This window comes from Phenylobacterium sp. (assembly GCF_028290885.1).
Lineage (GTDB): Bacteria > Pseudomonadota > Alphaproteobacteria > Caulobacterales > Caulobacteraceae > Phenylobacterium.
Map to the genome: position 1 here is coordinate 1 of NZ_JAQGIZ010000091.1, position 18,681 is coordinate 18,681.

Annotated in this window: 20 protein-coding genes; 9 read left to right on the top strand and 11 right to left on the bottom strand. The window is 67.8% G+C overall.

Annotated features, from left to right (window positions below; all coding sequences use genetic code 11):
- The 4 genes from JWP28_RS06665 to JWP28_RS06680 form a co-directional block, all read right to left on the bottom strand.
- A partial coding sequence (locus tag JWP28_RS06665) for a DUF927 domain-containing protein (protein WP_299541349.1) occupies positions 1–1,447 on the bottom strand: 1,447 nt, incomplete at its 3' end.
- 384 nt (positions 1,448–1,831) lie between these two features.
- Positions 1,832–2,131, bottom strand: a complete 300-nt coding sequence (locus JWP28_RS06670; RefSeq protein WP_299541351.1) for a hypothetical protein — start codon at positions 2,129–2,131, stop codon at positions 1,832–1,834.
- 215 nt (positions 2,132–2,346) lie between these two features.
- Positions 2,347–2,775 carry a hypothetical protein gene (locus JWP28_RS06675; protein WP_299541353.1) on the bottom strand — a complete coding sequence of 143 codons (429 nt, stop codon included), beginning with the start codon at positions 2,773–2,775 and terminating at the stop codon, positions 2,347–2,349.
- Positions 2,776–3,158: 383 nt separating this feature from the next.
- Positions 3,159–4,754, bottom strand: a complete 1,596-nt coding sequence (locus tag JWP28_RS06680) for a recombinase family protein (RefSeq protein WP_299541355.1) — start codon at positions 4,752–4,754, stop codon at positions 3,159–3,161.
- Between the two features lie 56 nt (positions 4,755–4,810).
- Here JWP28_RS06680 and JWP28_RS06685 point away from each other — a divergent pair, with 56 nt between their 5' ends.
- The 4 genes from JWP28_RS06685 to JWP28_RS06700 all read left to right on the top strand — a co-directional run bounded on the left by JWP28_RS06685 (position 4,811) and on the right by JWP28_RS06700 (position 7,150).
- Complete coding sequence (locus JWP28_RS06685; RefSeq protein WP_299541411.1) at positions 4,811–5,410, top strand: ComF family protein; 600 nt, start codon at positions 4,811–4,813, stop codon at positions 5,408–5,410.
- Positions 5,411–5,442: 32 nt separating this feature from the next.
- The gene (grxC, locus tag JWP28_RS06690; RefSeq protein ID WP_299541357.1) at positions 5,443–5,703 is read left to right on the top strand and encodes a glutaredoxin 3; all 261 of its coding nucleotides are present in this window, start codon (positions 5,443–5,445) and stop codon (positions 5,701–5,703) included.
- Between the two features lie 158 nt (positions 5,704–5,861).
- Positions 5,862–6,710, top strand: a complete 849-nt coding sequence (locus tag JWP28_RS06695) for a carbon-nitrogen hydrolase family protein (RefSeq protein ID WP_299541359.1) — start codon at positions 5,862–5,864, stop codon at positions 6,708–6,710.
- Entirely contained in the window at positions 6,707–7,150 is a 444-nt protein-coding gene (locus tag JWP28_RS06700) for a DUF1178 family protein (RefSeq protein WP_299541361.1), read from the top strand. The genes JWP28_RS06695 and JWP28_RS06700 overlap by 4 nt, the downstream gene beginning before the upstream one ends.
- Positions 7,151–7,155: 5 nt before the next feature.
- On the opposite strand, the gene JWP28_RS06705 is transcribed toward JWP28_RS06700, so the two are convergent.
- Positions 7,156–8,442, bottom strand: a complete 1,287-nt coding sequence (locus JWP28_RS06705; protein WP_299541363.1) for an outer membrane protein transport protein — start codon at positions 8,440–8,442, stop codon at positions 7,156–7,158.
- 226 nt (positions 8,443–8,668) lie between these two features.
- Here JWP28_RS06705 and clpB point away from each other — a divergent pair, with 226 nt between their 5' ends.
- The gene (gene clpB / locus JWP28_RS06710) at positions 8,669–11,251 is read left to right on the top strand and encodes an ATP-dependent chaperone ClpB (RefSeq protein ID WP_299541365.1); all 2,583 of its coding nucleotides are present in this window, start codon (positions 8,669–8,671) and stop codon (positions 11,249–11,251) included.
- A 57-nt stretch (positions 11,252–11,308) separates the two neighbouring features.
- On the opposite strand, the gene JWP28_RS06715 is transcribed toward clpB, so the two are convergent.
- The 4 genes from JWP28_RS06715 to arfB all read right to left on the bottom strand — a co-directional run bounded on the left by JWP28_RS06715 (position 11,309) and on the right by arfB (position 13,258).
- Entirely contained in the window at positions 11,309–11,704 is a 396-nt protein-coding gene (locus JWP28_RS06715; protein ID WP_299541367.1) for a hypothetical protein, read from the bottom strand.
- 181 nt (positions 11,705–11,885) lie between these two features.
- Entirely contained in the window at positions 11,886–12,161 is a 276-nt protein-coding gene (locus JWP28_RS06720; protein ID WP_299541369.1) for a hypothetical protein, read from the bottom strand.
- 90 nt (positions 12,162–12,251) lie between these two features.
- Complete coding sequence (locus tag JWP28_RS06725; protein WP_299541371.1) at positions 12,252–12,839, bottom strand: hypothetical protein; 588 nt, start codon at positions 12,837–12,839, stop codon at positions 12,252–12,254.
- A complete protein-coding gene (gene arfB, locus JWP28_RS06730) occupies positions 12,836–13,258 on the bottom strand; it encodes an alternative ribosome rescue aminoacyl-tRNA hydrolase ArfB (RefSeq protein ID WP_299541373.1) in 423 nt (140 codons plus the stop codon). Before arfB ends, JWP28_RS06725 begins: the two co-directional genes overlap by 4 nt.
- Before the next feature lie 220 nt (positions 13,259–13,478).
- Here arfB and JWP28_RS06735 point away from each other — a divergent pair, with 220 nt between their 5' ends.
- The 3 genes from JWP28_RS06735 to JWP28_RS06745 all read left to right on the top strand — a co-directional run bounded on the left by JWP28_RS06735 (position 13,479) and on the right by JWP28_RS06745 (position 16,177).
- Complete coding sequence (locus JWP28_RS06735; protein WP_299541375.1) at positions 13,479–13,988, top strand: GNAT family N-acetyltransferase; 510 nt, start codon at positions 13,479–13,481, stop codon at positions 13,986–13,988.
- A 104-nt stretch (positions 13,989–14,092) separates the two neighbouring features.
- Positions 14,093–15,112, top strand: coding sequence for a ketol-acid reductoisomerase (gene ilvC, locus JWP28_RS06740; RefSeq protein ID WP_299541377.1), 1,020 nt, complete (start codon positions 14,093–14,095; stop codon positions 15,110–15,112).
- Between the two features lie 174 nt (positions 15,113–15,286).
- A complete protein-coding gene (locus JWP28_RS06745) occupies positions 15,287–16,177 on the top strand; it encodes a DUF2189 domain-containing protein (RefSeq protein ID WP_299541379.1) in 891 nt (296 codons plus the stop codon).
- Here the strand turns inward: JWP28_RS06745 and rsgA are convergent.
- Entirely contained in the window at positions 16,174–17,268 is a 1,095-nt protein-coding gene (gene rsgA / locus JWP28_RS06750; protein WP_299541381.1) for a ribosome small subunit-dependent GTPase A, read from the bottom strand. The genes JWP28_RS06745 and rsgA overlap by 4 nt on opposite strands.
- Positions 17,269–17,490: 222 nt before the next feature.
- On the opposite strand from rsgA, the gene JWP28_RS06755 reads away from it, so the two are divergent.
- Positions 17,491–17,805, top strand: a complete 315-nt coding sequence (locus tag JWP28_RS06755; protein WP_299541383.1) for a GNAT family N-acetyltransferase — start codon at positions 17,491–17,493, stop codon at positions 17,803–17,805.
- On the opposite strand, the gene JWP28_RS06760 is transcribed toward JWP28_RS06755, so the two are convergent.
- Positions 17,802–18,545, bottom strand: coding sequence for a methyltransferase domain-containing protein (locus JWP28_RS06760; RefSeq protein ID WP_299541385.1), 744 nt, complete (start codon positions 18,543–18,545; stop codon positions 17,802–17,804). The genes JWP28_RS06755 and JWP28_RS06760 overlap by 4 nt on opposite strands.
- Positions 18,546–18,681: the final 136 nt, after the last annotated feature.

The window sequence follows — 18,681 nt, forward strand, 5'->3', positions numbered from 1 at the left end:
CGTCGCGAGCGAGGCGAGCCTTCCCAAGTCCCCCCGCCGCAAGGAAGACCAAGCGCTGAACCGTGGCGGGGTCAGTGAAGTGGGTCTCGTCGAAGGCGGTGATCGTCGCGCTTCCTCGCGCGAGCGGCGCCTCAAGGGCGTTCTCTGTCGAGTTGAGGGACCGCATCTGTCCGACCCCCTCCTTTGGCGGGCCGGACACCGCGACGCTCACTTTTTGGCGCCACGTCTTACCTTGTGATGTGGTCCCCGTGAGCGCCAGGACCAGTGTCCCGCGCCCCGCCAGCGCTAGGAGTGGCCCCGCGAACCCTGCCGCCAGGGCGGCCTTAAGCGACAGGCTCTCTGAAGTCCACGCGACCTCGGCGCCTGCCCGCCAGCCCTCGAAAGTCCCAGCCGTCGCGGGCGCGTTGATCCGCACCCGATCCGACAGCCCAACCCGCGCGGGATCGGCTCCCACGACGACGCCAGAGGGCATAAGGAAGCCGCCGCCAGGAACCCAGCCGGGGCGGTCGTAGACGGTCGTCGGCGGCGGCTGCGTCCCCATAAGGAGCTGATGCACGAGCGCTGCCCCGTCCTTAGCGTGCGCGAAAATCAAGCCGCGCCCCCGCAGCAAGCCGATCACCTTATCGCGGGCGGGGATATCATCGGCGGGGATGCGCACCACCTCTCGTTCCCCAACCTCATTGTCGAAGCCGACTGCCACGTCGCGGAGGTTTTCCCGGTCCGGATAGCGGGCGGCGCCCACGACCGCGAAAGGCGCGACAAGTGGCGTTCCAACGCCCTTGTCGTCCACCGAGCCGAAGAATTTGCGTCCCCGGAAATCGACCCACGCGAGCTTGCCGAAGACTGGCTCTGGCAGGGAGATCGGCGTCGCCACCACTGGGGCCTTGTCCAGCGCGTCCTTTAGCTGCGCCAGGGTGTAGCGCCGTTCCGAAGCGCAAGAGACAAGCTGCCAGTGGTCGTCCCCGGGTAGGGGTACGGTCGAGCCGCCATCGTCAAATATCCATCCGATGCGATTGCCAATCGACAATGCCATCTCGGAGATGGGGACCGCCTCGGTGAGCGTCCACACGAGTATCCGGGCGCCAGTCTTGTGCCGAAGAATGGCCGTGGGCTCGCAGAAGCCTTCGATCTCTGGGTCGTCGTGATGTTTTCCGCTCGGAGGGCGTATGGTATGAAAGAAAAGAATCTGACCGTCATCATTCAATGGACAGATAAGTTCGTCGTCCCCCGGGATTTTGAAATATTCGTCCGTCTGTCCTGTCCACTCCAGAATGTCAGACGCTGGATTTATATAATTGACGCTGACCATAGATGGAAGAATGGCGCGCGCGAAACGGCTTTTGTCTGTTGTCAGCCAAACGGGAGAGTCGGACGAAGGCCATGGCTCGCGCTTTGGGCGCAGGATCAGTGATTCGTTGACGCTAGTCAGGTCGTCGTGTAGGGACATTGTTGTCAATCTCAATTACGCCCCGTCCGACGCTACCAACGTCGGCGGGGCATTTTTTATGTGCGGACGGACGGATTAAGTCAAGTCTAGGATAAGGTCCCACGATTTAGGCCATTCTAGCTGGCAACACTTACTATCTGAAGACAACGCGGATCGTGAATGTTGCGGAACGCTGACTGCGAGGCGGCCTTTTCCTTGCGGAGCCTGCATCACCCCCGGCGGCGCCCGCCAGCGGCCTCAGTCGGCGGCCCAGCGAACCCGTGTACGCAGCTCTTTTGAACGGACACGCGCCGGGCCTAGCCTGTGTTCGGCCCGGCGCGCGCCGCCCCTGTCGCTGCCGGGTCGGCGGCGGCGAGAGCTAGTTCGTCGGTGCTACGGCGCGGCTCAGAGAAGTAAAAGCGGGCGAATGTCCCCGGCGAATTGAGCAATCTGCACGGCCACCGCGCGGATCATGGTCTCGCTCGAACTATAGTTTCCGAGGCCGATGATGGTCTCTTCGCCGAGCGTCAAACTTCGTCTTGTCAGCTTGATCGGAACCACTTTCTCCCGCCCCTCGAAAACGATGCGCAACGCCAGCGGCGTTCCGTCATCCAGCGCCACGATCTCGGCCTTCCAAGTTTTCGCCAAGGCGTCGATACCGGATTCGAGGTAGGCGGTGACGGCGCGGGGGTCGAGGTCACGCACCGTCGCCCCCAACCGAAGCAACAAGGCTCATCTTCTCGCGGATGTAGGAATCGACCTGCCTTGAATTCCACCAAGGTTTTCCATGCGGCGTGAATCTACAAAATGGCACAAACCCGCCGTTGTTTGACAAATTGGTGAGTGCCCTAAGCGAAACGCCAGGGAGACGATGACAAAAGTCCTCAAAACACCAAAGCATCCCCGAGGGGATTTCTTCGTTACCGGTCATCGGAGTCCCCCTTCAACAGCATTGTTATCGCCGCGCGCTCCGCCATTTTCTTAACTTCCGTTTCCTTCAGGAGGTCTTCAGCTAGTTTCTTGTTGGATTCCTCAAGACGCCCCTTCGCCCTCTCCTCGCTATTGAGCGGCTTCGGCAACGCGGGCGTCTCAGTCTTGGCCGGCTCTTCGCGTGATAGAAACGCGTAGGGTGCTTTTTCGGCATAGAAACAGAGTTCGTCGGCAATAGACTTCGCGCCGCTTAAACACTCCACCTCGCCGTCAGCGTTCAGGCGATAGTCACCGTTCATCATGAAGGTCAGGGAGCTAAGCTTTCCCTCGTTCGGGTCCAGGCCAAGGTCCGGCCGGGTTGCCGCGAGATGCTTCAGGCGTTCGAGTATTTTCGCATGCAATGATTTCGGATCGCGCATTTTTCATTTATCCATTATTGAAGCTCCGTTGCTGTCGCGCCCCGCGCTAGAGTGTGGGAGAGATTTAAGTATTCCGTTCTTATCGCACGAAAAGGCCGTCGCGTCAAGAAATCGCTAAGCAACGGCGAGTGCCGGAGATACGAATACTGCTGAGAACCTCTAAGCCCGAGGTCCGATAGCCTTGCGCGAGGCGGGCCGGCGTCGGCGCCGGGGGTGGTCAGGTGGTTGGGCTCGGCCCGCACGCCGCCGCCGCCAAATCGCTGCGAGGGGTGATGCGCACGGCGGGCGTGGCGGGCGTCACCGGACGCTGAGGCAGGCGGGCGCCACCAGTGCCACCAGGGCAGGGCGACGACTCTCAGGCACGCCGCCGAATCGACGGTTCTCTAGGCCGCGACCTTGAGCGTCAGCGGGGGCGGGGAGAAGTCGGTGGTTGTGCCGTCGTCCTCGAAACGGGTCATCTTGAGATTCTTGAAGATTACGTAGAAGGCGCGATCATCGGCGCTCCACGCTGTGCAATGGACCCGCTCGATAACTGCGCTCAACGCCTCCGCGACCCGAAGCCTAGCCGGGAGCCTCACGTCGTCCTGCGGATGGCGAAGGGCGTCCTTCACGGCGTACATGCGCTCTAGGTGGGCTTCGGCGGTGGCGGCCCCCTGCGCCTCGGCGAGTTGGGTATTGAGGGCCGTGAGGCTCGCGTTGCGCTTTCCGATCTCGGCCTCCAATTCCACAAGCGCGGCCTCGGTCGTGGGGCTCTCGTTCCGCTGGAGAAGGCTCACGAGCCGTTTGGCTTCCGCCTGTTTGTCGCGGATGTCCTTTTCGACGGTGGCGATCTCAAGCCCCAGATAGTTCGATTTCTTGGCCTGCCTGAAATAGCGCTCATCAAGCGCGATGGGGAGGATTGTCTCCAGCGCCTCGGCTTCGAAGGGCCGATATTTGAAGGTATCCGTGTGGTCGCAACCATTACCCCGGCTGGCGTCGTAGCAGGTGAGAAAGTTGCTCCGATAACCGCCCAACATCATCCGCCCACCGCATTGTCCGCAGCGGAGTTTCTGCCCGAAAAGATTGTTCACGGCGCCGGAGTTGCGGCCCTTGCCTCGGCGCCGCCGGTCCAGCATGGCGCGGGCGGCGGCGATGACATCGAGAGGCACGATTGGATCGCCGTAGTACCCGAGCAGCACCTCGCCTGTCGGCTTGCTGTTCTTGCCTTCGCCAACGGCGCGGTCGCCTTCAACGGCGCGGTTGCGGAGGATTCGTACGATGGCCGTCCGCTCCCACGCCTTGCCCGTGAAGCTCAGTTCCCCCCGCTGGTTGAACATCTTGGCAATGCCCCACGGCGGCTGTCCGGCGGCGGTCAGGTCGTAGATTTCGCGGACGATCTTCACCCGCGCCGGGATGCGCGGCCAAGTGATGTTGGGCCGCTTACCGACCGCCTGAAGCCATGCCGGGCCGACCGTGTGAACGGCGGTGCCCTTCTCGCGGGCTTCCTTCAGTCGGCTATCGTATGACGCCTTTGAAAGTCGGCTGAGCCTCTCGGCGTACTTGTTCGCGGCGTCCGCCTGAAAAAGCACGTCGAACATATCCATCAGGCTGGCGTCGAAGTTTTCCGCATCAAAAACCTTGTTGCCTTTGACGCTCGCGATCTTGACGCCCGCTTCGCAAACCCGATGAATCCACGCGTGAGTTACCATCGGCTTCTGACGGCTGAGGCGATCCAAATCTTCGACCACCAGAATCGAGCCCCTTGGGATTTCACCCTCGAAAATTCGGGTGGCGAGTTTGCCGAGGTTTCCGGACTTCAAGTGGACGCCTTTCCACGCCGAACAACCAAGGTCTTCGATGACTTCGACTTCGCTCCAACCCATGCGTTCAATGAACGCACGACAGTCCTCAAGCTGGCGGTCCTTTGAAGAACCCTTCTCCTGCCGAGGCGTGGAGAAACGGACGTAGAGATATGCGGGGATTTGGGCGGGGTCAGTCATTGCGGTCACAGGTGTTTGTTTTGCCTCCGGATTTCAAGGCACAGCCGACCGTACTCATAACGACGTGCTGCGGCGCGCCCTTCGAGTTCGACATCGGCTCGCGCTGCGCGGCCTGCCTCGCGAAACCCCGCGCCTTCGACGCCGCGCGGGCCGCCTGCCTCTATGACGAGACCTCCCGCGAGCCGATCCTGAAGCTGAAGCACGCCGACCGGCTGGACCTCGCCCCGCTGTTCGCCCGCTGGCTGTCGCGCGCCGCCCGCGACCTGGTGGAGACGGCCGACGCCATCGCGCCGGTGCCGCTGCATCCCTCGCGCCTGCTCGGCCGCCGCTACAACCAGGCCGCCGAGATCGCCCGCCCGCTCTCGCGCCTCGCCGGCGCGCCCTACCTGCCCGACGCGCTCATCCGCCGCCGCGACACCGCCACACAAGGGGGCAAGTCCGGCGCCGGCCGCCGCCGCAACGTCGCCGGCGCCTTCGAGGTCCCGGCCAGGCGCGCCGGTCAGGTGGCCGGCAAGCGCATCCTGCTGATCGACGACGTGATGACCACCGGCGCCACCGCCGAGGGCTGCGCACGCGCGCTGAAGGCCGCCGGCGCGGTGCGCGTGGATGTCGCAGTGGTCGCCCGCGTTAAAGAGATGTCCAGACTCACTATATGAAGCTTCCGCGACAGGTATCGAGTTAGAACCGCATGTCCCACGTCACCATCTACACCAAGCCCTACTGCTCCTACTGCGTGCGGGCGCTGTCCCTGCTCGAACAGAAGGGCGTGGACTTCACCGAGATCGACGCCGGCTTCGATCCGGAAAAGCGCCAGGAGATGATGCGCCGCTCGGGCCGCGCCACCTTCCCGCAGATCTTCGTGGGCGACATGCACATCGGCGGCTGCGACGACCTGGTCGCCCTCGACCGCGCCGGAAAGCTCGACCCCCTGCTGCAGGCCGCGGCTTAATTTTGCCTTCCCCCGGTACGGGGGAAATGTCGGCAATGGGCGAAGCCCGGCCGACAATGGGGGAAGTGGCCTTTTCCCTCCGACTTCCCCCATCGACCCTCCAGCCAAGCGGCTGTCGGGCCACTTCCCCCGTGCCGGGGGAAGAGTAGGTTGCCCCGATGACCAAGATCGCCCTCATCCAGACCCGTACGCCGGCCACGCCGCAGGCCGCCTTGGCGCACGTGCTGCCGATGGTCCGCGACGCGGCCGGGCAGGGCGCGAAGTTCATCGCCACGCCCGAGGGGACCAACGTCCTGCAGAAGGACCGCGCGGCCCTGCTGCCGATGCTGAAATCCCTAGAGGAGGACGTGGTGGTCACCGGTCTGCGCCAGGCGGCCAAGGACCTCGGCGTCTGGCTGCTGATCGGCTCGGCCCTGGTCGAGCGCGAGGACGGCAAGGCGGCCAACCGCTCGGTGCTGGTGTCGCCGCAGGGGGCGGTCACGGCGACCTACGACAAGCTGCATATGTTCGACGTCGACCTGCCGACCGGCGAGAGCTCGCGGGAATCGGCGACCTATGAGCCGGGCGACCGGGCCGTCACCGCCCGGGCGGGCGAGCTCCGGCTCGGCATGACCGTCTGCTACGACCTGCGCTTCCCGGCGCTCTACCGCGCGCTGGCGCTGGCCGGCGCCGAGGTGATGACCATCCCCTCGGCCTTCACGCGGCCGACCGGCGCGGCCCACTGGGAGGTGCTGATGCGCGCCCGGGCCATCGAGACCGGCGCCTTCGTGCTCGCCCCGGCCCAGGGCGGCCGCCACGAGGACGGCCGCGGCACCTATGGCCACTCGATCGTGGTCGCGCCGTGGGGCGAGGTGCTGGCGCAGCTGGACCACGACGAGCCGGGCGTGCTGATCGCCGATCTCGACCTTACCGCCGCCGCCAGGGCCCGCGCCGCCATCCCCGTGCTCGCAAACGCCCGGGCGTTCGCCGCCCCCCGGGTTCTTGGGCAAGAGGGGGTGCGCGCATGATCCGCTACGCCCTGGTCTGCGACCGCGAGCATGAGTTCGAGGGCTGGTTCGGGGCCTCCGCCGACTTCGACGACCAGCAGGCGGGCGGCCTGATCGAATGCCCGGTGTGCGCCTCCAAGGCGGTGCGCAAGGCGATCATGGCTCCCGCCGTCGCCGGCACGAAGCGCCGCGCGCAGGAGCCGTCGCCGGCTCAGACCCAGGCCCAAACACAGTCAATGATGATGGAGGCCATGGGCCGCATCCGCCGGCACGTGGAGGAGAACTTCGACGACGTCGGCGACGCCTTCGCGACCGAAGCCCGCGCCATCCACGAGGGCCGCTCCGAGGACCGCGGCATCTACGGCCAGGCGACCGCCGGCGAGGTCCGCGAGCTCATCGACGACGGCGTGCCCGTGGCGCCCATGCCGCCCGAGCCGCCGAAGAAGTCCCAGTTGAACTGAGCCCGCTAGAACTGGGTCCGCAGGCCCACGGCCATCACATAGCCCTGGCCTTTGACACTGCCGCGCAAGGCGGTGGTGATCGCGGCCGGCGTGCCTGGGTAGAAGATGGTGTCGTGGTGGACGTCGCTGTTGGCGAAATCGATGTAGGTGAGGCCGGCGTCGATCTGGGTGCGCTCGCTTAAGCGCCCGGTTGCGCCGACCGCGTAGAGCCAGCGGTCGCCGTCCGGCACGCGGGCGGTGCGCGCGGCGTCCGGCGTCGGCGTCGGGTCGTACTGGACGCCGGCGCGCAGGGTCAGACGATCGTTCACCGCATAGTCGGCGCCGACCCCGCCGGAGGTGGTGTCCTTATAGCCCTGCGCCAGGACCTGGGTGGTCCCGCCGGTCTGGACCCGTATGGCGTTGAACTCGCTCCAGCCGAATCGCTGGGCCTGGGCGTCGAGGGTCAGCTTGTCGGTGACGCGGTAGCGGGCGCCGACCGTCGCGATCCATGGCGTGGTGAAGCTGGCCGACCCTGAGGCATCGGTGTTGCCGGCCGCCAGCGGGCCCAGCAGCCCGCCGACGAACACCCGTCCGCTGAGGTCGTGATCCATGGCCGAGCGATAGCTGGCGCCCAGGGACAGCCGGTCGAAATGCGCCTGGGCGCCCACCGTCCAGCCATAGTTCCAGCCGCTGCCGCTGAGCTGCGAGATCCCGTCGGGCAGGGCCGGCGACAGGTTCGGCTGGGCGGTTTGCAGCTTGGCGTCAGTATACTGGGCGTCGACGCCGACCCCGAGGTCGAGCCAGTCGGTGACCTTCATCGCGCCGGTGAGCTGCAGGTCCGCGGTGGTCAGGCGCGAGTCCAGCGCGTCGTAGCGGGCCCAGGCCTGGCGGCTGTACCTGGTGGTGAAGTTGTAGGGCGCGGCGAGCGACAGGCCCACGGCGAAGCGGTCCCCGATCGGCGTCGAGACGGCGAAGCTGGGGACCGCGCCGTTCTGGATCGGATTGTACCCCGCCACCTCACCGCCCACCGGCAGGGTCACGCCGCCGGGGTAGGTGATGGTCGAGCCGGTGTTCTCGACCTTCGACTGGACGAAGATCGCGCTCGCGCCGACATAGGCCTCGCGCGGCGAGCGGGCGATCGCCGCCGGGTTCCACCACAGCGACTCCGGCCCCTGGTCGGCGACCTCGCCGGAATAGGCGCGGCCCGTGCCGCGCACCGACTGCTCCTGAAGGTAGAAGCCGCCGGCGTGGGCTTGCGACGCGAGGGCGGCGGCGGCCGCTCCCGAAAGGGCGAGGGTGCGGACGGCACGCATTTCGAGGCTCCTGTGCACAACCATCGGACCCCCGGCGCTGCGCAGATGGTGGCGGCGGCGCCCGGTTGAAGAGGCGTGAGACCGACATTCACGGCAAGCCTGGACGCGGAGGGCCGCAGGGTGCGGAGTCCGGGGGTTGTGTGGCCTATCCGCAACACTACATCGCAGGAGGCTGGACTGTGCTTGATGAGGCGGTCCTGCCTATTCGCCTACCTGAGGGGACCCAATGAACATCGACGTCTATTCCGACCGCGCCAAACAGGCGATCCAGTCGGCGCAGAGCCTGGCGCTGGCCCGCGGCCACCAGCAGCTCACGCCGGAACACCTCCTGAAGGTGCTGCTCGAGGAAAAGGACGGGCTGTCGCGCGCGCTGATCCAGAGCGCCGGCGGGCGGCCCGACGAAGCCGACCAGGCGGTCGACACTGCGCTTGGCAAGATACCCAAGGTCGAGGGCGGCTCGGGCCAGCTCTATATGAAGCCCGAGCTGGCGCGGGTGTTCGCCGACGCCGAGGCCGGCGCCAAGCAGGCCGGCGACGCCTTCGTCACCACCGAGCGCCTGCTGATCGCCATCGCCAAGGAAGGCGGCGACGCCGGCAAGGCGTTGAAGGACGCCGGCGTATCCGCGAGAGCGTTGGAGTCCGCCGCCGCCGCCATGCGCAAGGGCAAGACGGCCGACAGCGCGTCGGCCGAGGAGGGCTACGATGCGCTCAAGCGCTACGCCCGCGACCTCACCCAGGCCGCCCGCGACGGCAAGCTCGACCCGGTGATCGGCCGCGACGAGGAGATTCGCCGCACCATCCAGGTGCTCTCCCGCCGCACCAAGAACAATCCCGTCCTGATCGGCGAACCCGGCGTCGGCAAGACCGCCATCGTCGAGGGCCTGGCGCTGCGCATCGTCAATGGTGACGTGCCCGAGGGCCTGAAGGACAAGCAGCTGATGGCGCTCGACATGGGCTCGCTGATCGCCGGCGCGAAGTACCGCGGCGAGTTCGAGGAGCGGCTGAAGGCCGTCCTGAACGAAGTCACCGCCGCCGAAGGCTCGATCATCCTGTTCATCGACGAGATGCACACCCTGGTCGGCGCCGGGAAGAGCGAAGGGGCCATGGACGCCTCCAACCTGCTCAAGCCGGCGCTGGCCCGCGGCGAGCTGCACTGCGTGGGCGCGACCACCCTCGATGAGTACCGCAAGAACGTCGAGAAGGACGCCGCCCTGGCCCGCCGGTTCCAGCCGGTGTTCGTCAGCGAGCCGACGGTGGAGGACACCATCTCCATCCTGCGCGGCCTGAAGGAGAAGTACGAGCTGCACCACGGGGTGCGCATCTCCGACAGCGCCATCGTGGCCGCCGCGACCCTCTCCCACCGCTACATCGCCGACCGCTTCCTGCCCGACAAGGCCATCGACCTGATGGACGAGGCCGGCAGCCGGGTGCGCATGGCCGTCGATTCCAAGCCCGAGGAGCTGGACGAGATCGACCGGCGCATCGTGCAGCTGAAGATCGAGCGCGAGGCGCTCACCAAGGAGACCGACGCCGCCTCCAGGGCCCGGCTCGAGAAGCTGGAGGACGAGCTCGACGAGCTGGAAGCCCAGTCCGCAGAGATGACCGCCCGCTGGCGCTCGGAAAAGGAGAAGGTCTCCTCCGCCGCCCAGACCCGCGAGGCGCTCGAGCGTCTGCGCGCCGAACTGATCACCGCCCAGCGCCGCGGCGACCTGCAGCGCGCCTCGGAGATCGCCTATGGCGAAATCCCGACGCTGGAAAAGCGCCTGGCCGAGGAAGAATCCAAGGCCGACCAGGACGCGGTCTCCCCCGAGGTGGTCGACGCCGAGCAGATCGCCGCGGTGGTCTCCCGCTGGACCGGGGTGCCGGTCGAAAAGATGCTGGAGGGCGAGCGCGAGAAGCTGCTGAAGATGGAAGACGCGCTGCGCCAGCGCGTGGTCGGCCAGGAGGAGGCGCTGCTGGCGGTCTCCGACGCGGTGCGCCGCGCCCGCGCCGGCCTGCAGGACCCCAACCGGCCGATCGGCTCGTTCCTGTTCCTGGGCCCCACCGGCGTCGGCAAGACCGAGCTGACCAAGGCGCTGGCTGAGTTCATGTTCGCCGACGAGCACGCCATCACCCGCCTGGACATGAGCGAGTACATGGAGAAGCACTCGGTGAGCCGGATGATCGGCGCGCCCCCCGGCTACGTCGGCTACGACGAGGGCGGGGCGCTGACCGAGGCGGTGCGCCGCCGGCCCTACCAGGTGGTGCTGTTCGACGAGGTCGAGAAGGCCCATCCCGACGTCTTCAACGTGCTGTTGCAGGTGCTGGACGACGGCCGGCTCACCGACGGCCAGGGCCGCACGGTCGACTTCCGTAACACCCTCATCGTCATGACCTCGAACATGGGCTCCGAATTCCTCGCCACCCTCGACGAGGGCGAGGACGTGGAGGCCGCGCGCGCCTCGGTGATGGACGTGGTCCGCCGCCACTTCCGGCCGGAGTTCATGAACCGCATCGACGAAATCATCCTCTTCAAGCGGCTGGGCCGTCACGCGATGGACGATATCGTCCGCATCCAGCTGCAGCGGGTGGAGAAGCTGCTCGCCGACCGGCGGATGTCGATCGCCCTCGATGCGGCCGCCACCCATTGGCTGGCCGAGCGCGGCTACGACCCGGTCTACGGCGCCCGCCCGCTGAAGCGGGTGATCCAGAAGGAGCTGGTCGATCCCATCGCCCGAAAGCTGCTGGCCGGCGAGCTGGAGGACGGCGCGGTCATCGACGTCACCGCCGGCGAGGACGGCCTGATCATCGACCGGGCGAAGGTGCACTAGCGAAACGCCCGCCGGTCTCCCGGCGGGCGTCTTCGCGTCGGCTAGCGACGGTCGCGACTAGTAGCAGACCCGGTGGGTCGTGTAGCGGCCGTAGCGGCCGTCATAGTCGTCCGTCAGCTTGCATTTGAGGCGGTGGCCGTCGCGGGCGATCATGCCGTTGGGGTCGGCGCCGTAGCGGTCGTAGGGCACGCCGCCCATCACCGAGCCGATCAGGGCGCCGGCCAGGCCGGCCGGGGCGTCGTCGTAGTCAGAGCGCGGCGCGGCGTCGACGTAGTGCCGGCCGTAGCGGTCCTCGAAGTAGCGCCGGCCATAGCTGTCGTAACGGTAGGCGGGCGCGTAGTAGGCGCCGGCCGGCGGGTAGTAGCCGTAGGGCTGCGCTTGCACAGCCTGGGCGATCATCGCGCCGCTCAAGACCGAGGCGCCGGCCGCAGCGGCGACAAGCAACTTACGCATAACAACCTCCAATTCGAGGCATCCCAGGCGGGGGATAGCGTTCGTCGGCAAACTCGGTTCCTAGCGCGCAGCTTGCCCTGGCGTGGCGGACGACCTCCTGACCCGGCGTCAAGTGACTGAAACGGCAAAGAAAAAGGCCCCGGCGCGAACCGGGGCCCCTTGAACGCTGCTTTCAGCGCGATCAGTCGCGGCAACTGACCCAGCGGCGGCCTTCGCGGTACATATCGCGACGGGCGTCATAGCCGTGGTAGCGCACCATGCAGTTGTGCACGTGGCCGTACCAGTTCGCCTCGTGGCCGCGCCAGTTGTGCCAGCGGCGCAGCGGCGGCGGCGGCGCAGCGCCCCACGCCGGTTCCCAGTGGCCGTAGCGTTCGACGACGACCGGCTGGGCGGAACTGGCGCCGGCCGAGCCGACCAACATGGCCGCGGCAAGACCGGCGAACATCAGCTTACGCATAGGAAACATTCCTCCGTTTTTTGTCCCGACGCAGGAAAACGCGGATGGAGCGTTGCGGTTCGCGTGAAAGTTCGGGGGAGGGGAGCGCGCCTAGAACTCGAAGGTCGTCGCCCGGCCGCCGCGAGTAACCACGCGGCGCATCATGGCCAGGCTCTGGCCGCTATGGCCGGGCGCGGGCTTGGCGAGGGTGACCACATACCAGGCCCCGTCCGGCAGGCCGGAGAAGCTGACGTGGTCGGAGCTGTCGCAGGTCGCGCGCTTCACATAGGGGTTGGAATCGCCCGGAGGCGCCTGGGCGGTGCGGCTGCGGACCTCCTCGGTCGGCAGCGCCGAGCGCTGGTCGGACCTGTAGAGCACCATCATCCGCCTGCGTGACCACGGCGTCTCCGGCGTCAGCACCACGGTCGCCCCGGCGCAGGTGTAGCGGACGGCCCCGCTGTGGAAGACCAGGGCGCCGACCAGGGTGTTATGGCCGGGCGCCTTGGACCAGGCGAAGTCGCCGGCCCGGAAGCTGTCGTCAGCCGGCAGGCTCGCCATGCGTCCGGGCGGCGGCGGGCCATAGATCGGCGCGCAGGCGGTGAGCAGGCCCAGAAGGGCGGCGGCGGCGAGGAGAGGAGCGCGATCGGCCATGGCGGCGAGCATATAGGCCAATGCGGCGAAATCGCGCCAGGGGCTCAATCCTCCCGCCCCGGCCTTCCCCGCATGGCCTTCACCCCCGACCGCTTCGACTTGCCCTCCAGGCGCTTCAGCTTGGACGCGTAGGTGGGCCGGGTCTTCTTGCGCGGCTTGGGCTTGTGCGTCGCCTGTTCGATCAGGTCGATCAGCCGCGCGCGGGCGTCCTGGCGGTTCATCTCCTGGCTGCGGTGGCTCTGGGCGAAGATCACGATCACGCCCTCCTGGTTCATCCGGCTGCCGGCCACGCGCTCCAGGCGGTGCTTCACGTCGTCGGGCAGGGAGGGGGAGTTGCGCGCGTCGAACCGCAGTTCCACCGCCGAGCTTGAGGTGTTGACGTGCTGGCCGCCAGGGCCCGACGCGCGCACGAACTTCTCGCTGATCTCGTCGTCTTCGATGGCGAGGGTGTCGGTGACCGGGATCATGCAGTGGGCTTTGCCAAGCTTCGGCTAACGGTTTATGCACGCCGCATGCGCGCGACGCTCATGACCTTCGTACTTATCACGCGGACCGCTTCTGGCGGGCCGGTGAAGGACGTCGTGCGCTAACAGACCCACCTGAAGCACAGACCGCCACACCAGCCCCGCCGGATCCGGACGGGGCTTTTCTTTTGGTCCCCGTCCGTCCCGCCAACGGAGACCGATCATGGACCCGCCACCCAAGACCGACATCCTGATCCGCGCGCTGGAGCCCGCGGACCTGCCTGACCTGACCGAGGCCTGGAACCAGCCCTTGGCCTACGCCAACACCCTCCAGCTGCCCTACACCTCGCTGGAGGCCCGCCAGAAGCGTTTGACGGCGTCCCCGCCTGGCCATACCCGCCTGGTCGCCGTGATCGACGGCAAGGTGATCGGCATGGCGGGCCTGCACCCAGAGGAGAATCCCCGCCGCGCTCACGCCGCCTCGATCGGAATGGCTGTGCACGACGCCTATGCCGGCCGCGGGGCCGGGACCGCACTGTTTGCCGCCGTGGTTTCGGTGGCTGACGACTGGCTGAACCTCAAGCGGCTGGAACTGAGCGTCTACGCCGACAACGCCCGCGCCATCGCGCTCTACGAGCGGTTCGGCTTCGAGCGGGAAGGGCTCCACCGCGCCTTCTCGTGGCGCGCCGGCGCCTACGTCGACTCCATCTCCATGGCGCGGCTGCGGCTGTGACGTCGCTTCCCTTGACCTTTGAGCAAAAAACCGCTGGAAAGCGCGCGCTTTCCCGCACCCCGTTGCGTACGAGCGCAGCTTCTTGACCATCCAGGAGAACAATCATGCGCGTCTACTATGACCGCGACGCCGACCTTTCCCGCATCCTGGACAAGAAGATCGCCATCGTAGGCTATGGCTCCCAGGGCCGCGCCCACGCGCTCAACCTCAAGGATTCGGGCGTCAAGAACGTCGCCGTGGCCCTCAAGCCCGGCTCGGCCACCGCCAAGAAGGTCGAGGCCGACGGCCTGAAGGTGATGAGCGTCGCCGACGCCGCCAAGTGGGCCGACATGATCATGGTGCTGGCCCCCGACGAGCTGCAGCGCGACATCTACAAGGCCGACATCGAGGCCAACCTGCGCGATGGCGCGGCCCTGCTGTTCGCCCACGGCCTCAACGTCCACTTCGGCCTGATCGAGCCCAAGTCGAGCGTCGACGTGCTGATGGTGGCGCCCAAGGGCCCGGGCCACACCGTGCGCGGCGAATACCAGAAGGGCGGCGGCGTCCCCTGCCTGATCGCGGTGCACCAGGACGCCACCGGCGGCGCCATGGACCTGGGCCTGGCCTACGCCTCGGCGATCGGCGGCGGGCGCTCCGGCGTCATCGAGACCAACTTCCGCGAGGAATGCGAGACCGACCTGTTCGGCGAGCAGGCCGTGCTCTGCGGCGGCCTCGTCGAGCTGATCCGCGCGGGCTTCGAGACCCTGGTGGAGGCCGGCTACGCCCCGGAGATGGCCTATTTCGAGTGCCTGCATGAGGTGAAACTGATCGTCGACCTGATCTACGAAGGCGGCATCGCCAACATGAACTACTCGATTTCCAATACCGCCGAGTACGGCGAGTACGTCTCGGGCCCGCGCGTGGTGACGCCGGAAACCAAGGCCGAGATGAAGCGCATCCTGGACGACATCCAGTCCGGCCGCTTCGTACGCGACTGGATGAACGAGAACGCCGCCGGCCAGGCCAGCTTCAAGGCCATCCGCCGTCGCGGCTCCGAGCATCAGATCGAAGAGGTGGGCGAGCGCCTGCGCGCCATGATGCCCTGGATCACCAAGAACAAGCTGGTGGACACCGCGCGCAACTGAGCCGCCCCCTCAAGCACCGCTCATCCCCGCTTTTGAGGGGATGAGCGCGGGTTGGGCTCCCCTACGCCGGCTTCCATGCTAGGCTGACCGCGGTTCCTTCTGGGTTGTGGTCTGCCACGCACCCGAGCCGTGCCGCCAGGCCACGCTCCAGACCAATGGTCCGGGAGATTGCGCATGGCCGCCGAACGTCCCTCTGAAAATCACGTCGAGAACCCCTTTGAATTCTTCCTGGAGAAGCTCGGCTGGGCCGTCTCCGACGTCGGCCGCACCATGCTGCCGAGGCTGGACCGCCACGTCGGGCAGGCGATCCCGGCGGTCCGCCGGATCGGCGCCGCCGACCTGTGGGACGCCCTGCGCAAGGGCATGGCCGATGTCGGCGCCACCCGCGACGACGTGCTGTTCATCGGCCTGATCTATCCGCTGGCCGGCCTCGTCCTCGCGCGGCTGGCCTTCAGCCTCGACCTGCTGCCGCTGCTGTTTCCGCTGGCGTCCGGCTTCGCCATCATCGGCCCCTTCGCCGCGGTCGGCCTCTACGAACTCAGCCGGCGCCGCGAGCAGGGCCTGCCCGTGACCTGGCTCGACGCCTTCGGTGTGTTCAAGTCGCCGGCCATCGGCTCCATCCTCGGCCTGGGCGCAGTCCTGCTGGTGCTGTTCTTCGTCTGGCTCGGCGTGGCCTGGGAGATATATTTGGCCACCCTGGGCGGCGCGGCGCCGCAGACGGTCGGCGCCTTCGAGCGCAGCCTGTTCACCACCGGCGGCGGCTGGACGATGATCGCGGCCGGCATCGGCGTCGGCTTCCTGTTCGCGGTGTTCGCGTTTGCGATCAGCGTGGTGTCCTTCCCGCTGCTGCTCGACCGCGACGTCGGCATGACGACGGCGGTGCGTACCTCGCTGCGCGCCTTCGCCGCCAATCCGGGGACGATGATCCTGTGGGGCGCGATCGTCGCCGTCCTGCTGGTGCTGGGCTCGATCCCGGCGCTGGTCGGCTTGATCTTCGTGGTGCCCCTGCTGGGCCACGCAAGCTGGCACCTCTACCGCAAGGTGGTCGGCGAGGCGGACGCCTAATCGTCCACCTCTCGCTTGGCCTTCATCCGGGCTCGCCCGGCCTTGTGGATCGCCGCCCATCGCTTGCGCTCGGCCGCCGCCGCCAGCGGATCCTCCTTGCGGACGGTGTGCGCCAGTTCGCGCTGCAGCTTCTGGAAGCTTTGCCAACGCTCGGCGTCGAGCGTCCCGTCGGCCAGCGCCGCCTGCACCGCGCAGCCGGGCTCCCGGTCGTGGGCGCAGTCGCGGAAGCGGCAGCCCTGGGCCAGCTCGTCCACCTGGGCGGTGGTTTCCGCGAAGGCGGCCGCCACCCCGGCCTCGGAGTCCCAGAGCGCCAGCTCCCGCATCCCCGGCGTGTCGAGGATCAGCGCGCCTGACGGCAGCAGGATCAGCTCCCGGTGGGTCGTGGTGTGGCGTCCGTGGGCGTCGTCCTCGCGGATTTCCCGAGTGGCCATTCGCTCCGCGCCGGCCAGCGCATTGACCAGGGTGGACTTGCCGACCCCGGACGAGCCCAGCAGCACCGCCGTCTTGCCGGGCGCCAGGAGCGCCGACAGCGCCTCCAGCCCCTGGCCGGTCCTCACCGACACCGCCAGCACCGGCACGCCGAAGGCGATCTCCTGCACGCTCTCGATCAGCGGCCCGGGATCCTCACAGGCGTCAGCCTTGGTGAGCAGCATGACGGGCGCCGCCCCGCTCTCGTAGGCGGTCGCGAGGTAGCGCTCCAGCCGGCGCAGGTTGAGCTCGGCGTTCAGCGAGGCGCAGAGCAGGGCGGTGTCGACGTTGGCCGCCACCACCTGCATGTCCTTGGCGGTTCCGGCCGCCATGCGCGTGAAGGCCGTCGTGCGCGACAGGACGTGGGCGATGACCGCCGCCCCGCCCTTCAGTTCCGCCGCCACCCAGTCGCCGGTGACCGGATAGCCGCCCCCATTCTCGTGAAGGGCCGCCGCTTCGTGGGCGAAGCGGCCGGAGATGCGGCCCTCGATCTCGCCGGTGTCGGTGACGAGCCGATAGAGGTTGCGCTGCTGGACGATGACGCGGGCCGGGACCAGGCCCTGCGCCGCGAAGGTTTGGAAGTCGTGCTGGAGCGCGGGGCTCCAGCCGTATTTGGTGAGCAATGTCAGGGTTTCCTTGCAGGTTCGAGCCAATCAGGCGTCGACCGCGGAATCCCGTCTTTTCGAGAGAGGATCGGCTGCCTAGGCAACCCGCACGGCGACGCGGCGAAGGGCTGTGGCAATAGGCGTCATCAAGGTCCTCCTCCGTTCAAGGTTCGCGTGCGTGCAGGCTGGACCTTGGCCCCCGGCCCGTCCTGGGTCAAGAAGGACCCGCAAGGAGCACTCATGGCCGAGCCCCTCGACGTCGTCATGAACGACAGGACCCACCGCTTCGAAGTGACCCTCGGCGGCGAGACGGCCTTCGCCGAGTACGTGCTGCACAATGGCGCCATGGTCCTGCCCCACACGGTCGTGCCCGACGCCTTCGCGGGGAAGGGCGTCGGCTCAGCCCTGGCCGAGGCGGCCCTGGGCTACGCCCGCGAGCACGGCCTGAAGGTCAAGCCGAGTTGCCCGTTCATGGCCGGCTATATCAAGAGGCGCCCCGAGTGGCAGGACCTGGTGCACAAGGACTTCCGCGAGCAACTGGGGCTGGCGGCCTAGCTCCACTCCAGCGCCGCCTCGCCGCGCAGGATCGCCTCGGCCTGCGGCGTGTGCTTGCCGCCCTCGCGGTCGTGCAGGATCAGCGGCGGCAGCAGCCGCAGCGGCGCCTTGCCGGTCTTTACGCCGCGGACCAGCACCCGCTTGGCCGGCTGGTCGGTGAACGGCAGCACGGGGCGCACCTGGAACGACCCGGCCTTCGGCGCGAGCAGCGACAGGATGTCGGCCAGCCGCTCGGTGCGGTGGATCAGGGTGATCGTGCCGCCCTCGCGCACCGCCTTGGACAGGAAGACCACCCAGGCCTCCAGCCCGTCGTCGGCCATCCAGGCCTCGCGCCGCTCGGCCGCGGGCCCGCGCAGGGCGTCCGGATCGTCGAAGAACGGCGGATTGGCCAGCGCCGCGTCGAAGGGCGCAAGGCCCAGGCCCGAGAACCGCTTGCCGACGTCGCCCGCCAGCGCCTCGACGCGGCCCTCCAGGCCATTGAGCGCGATGTTCTCACGGGCCAGGGCGAGCGCCTTGGGATCCCGCTCGATCCCCGTGAAGGCGGTCTCCGGCCGCCGCGCCGCTGCCGCCAGCAGGGCCCCGCCCGCCCCGCAGCCCGCCTCGATCACCCGTGTCCCGGGACTGGCGTCGCAGGCCGCCGCCAGCAGGGCCGCATCGAGCCCGGCGCGATAGCCGCGCACCGGCTGGCGCAGCCGCACGCGGCCGTCCAGCACGCGGTCTTCGGTGGTGTCGCTGATCATCCGTGAGCCAAGGTAACGCGATCCGGGAGGCGGGTCCGCTTGACCGTGCCCTATCGCGTCACCATTGTCCCTCGCAACGGCGGCCGCCTCCCCACCGGCCGTCTCAAGCCAGGAGCCGAGGTCCGCTTGGACGTCG

Bases quoted from the DNA above. Each gene is read 5' to 3' on its own strand.
- JWP28_RS06675 (WP_299541353.1), bottom strand. From the start codon at position 2,775: ATGCGCGATCCGAAATCATTGCATGCGAAAATACTCGAACGCCTGAAG.
- JWP28_RS06680 (WP_299541355.1), bottom strand. From the start codon at position 4,754: ATGACTGACCCCGCCCAAATCCCCGCATATCTCTACGTCCGTTTCTCC.
- grxC (WP_299541357.1), top strand. From the start codon at position 5,443: ATGTCCCACGTCACCATCTACACCAAGCCCTACTGCTCCTACTGCGTG.
- JWP28_RS06695 (WP_299541359.1), top strand. From the start codon at position 5,862: ATGACCAAGATCGCCCTCATCCAGACCCGTACGCCGGCCACGCCGCAG.
- JWP28_RS06700 (WP_299541361.1), top strand. From the start codon at position 6,707: ATGATCCGCTACGCCCTGGTCTGCGACCGCGAGCATGAGTTCGAGGGC.
- JWP28_RS06705 (WP_299541363.1), bottom strand. From the start codon at position 8,442: ATGCGTGCCGTCCGCACCCTCGCCCTTTCGGGAGCGGCCGCCGCCGCC.
- clpB (WP_299541365.1), top strand. From the start codon at position 8,669: ATGAACATCGACGTCTATTCCGACCGCGCCAAACAGGCGATCCAGTCG.
- JWP28_RS06715 (WP_299541367.1), bottom strand. From the start codon at position 11,704: ATGCGTAAGTTGCTTGTCGCCGCTGCGGCCGGCGCCTCGGTCTTGAGC.
- JWP28_RS06720 (WP_299541369.1), bottom strand. From the start codon at position 12,161: ATGCGTAAGCTGATGTTCGCCGGTCTTGCCGCGGCCATGTTGGTCGGC.
- arfB (WP_299541373.1), bottom strand. From the start codon at position 13,258: ATGATCCCGGTCACCGACACCCTCGCCATCGAAGACGACGAGATCAGC.
- JWP28_RS06735 (WP_299541375.1), top strand. From the start codon at position 13,479: ATGGACCCGCCACCCAAGACCGACATCCTGATCCGCGCGCTGGAGCCC.
- ilvC (WP_299541377.1), top strand. From the start codon at position 14,093: ATGCGCGTCTACTATGACCGCGACGCCGACCTTTCCCGCATCCTGGAC.
- JWP28_RS06745 (WP_299541379.1), top strand. From the start codon at position 15,287: ATGGCCGCCGAACGTCCCTCTGAAAATCACGTCGAGAACCCCTTTGAA.
- JWP28_RS06755 (WP_299541383.1), top strand. From the start codon at position 17,491: ATGGCCGAGCCCCTCGACGTCGTCATGAACGACAGGACCCACCGCTTC.
- JWP28_RS06760 (WP_299541385.1), bottom strand. From the start codon at position 18,545: ATGATCAGCGACACCACCGAAGACCGCGTGCTGGACGGCCGCGTGCGG.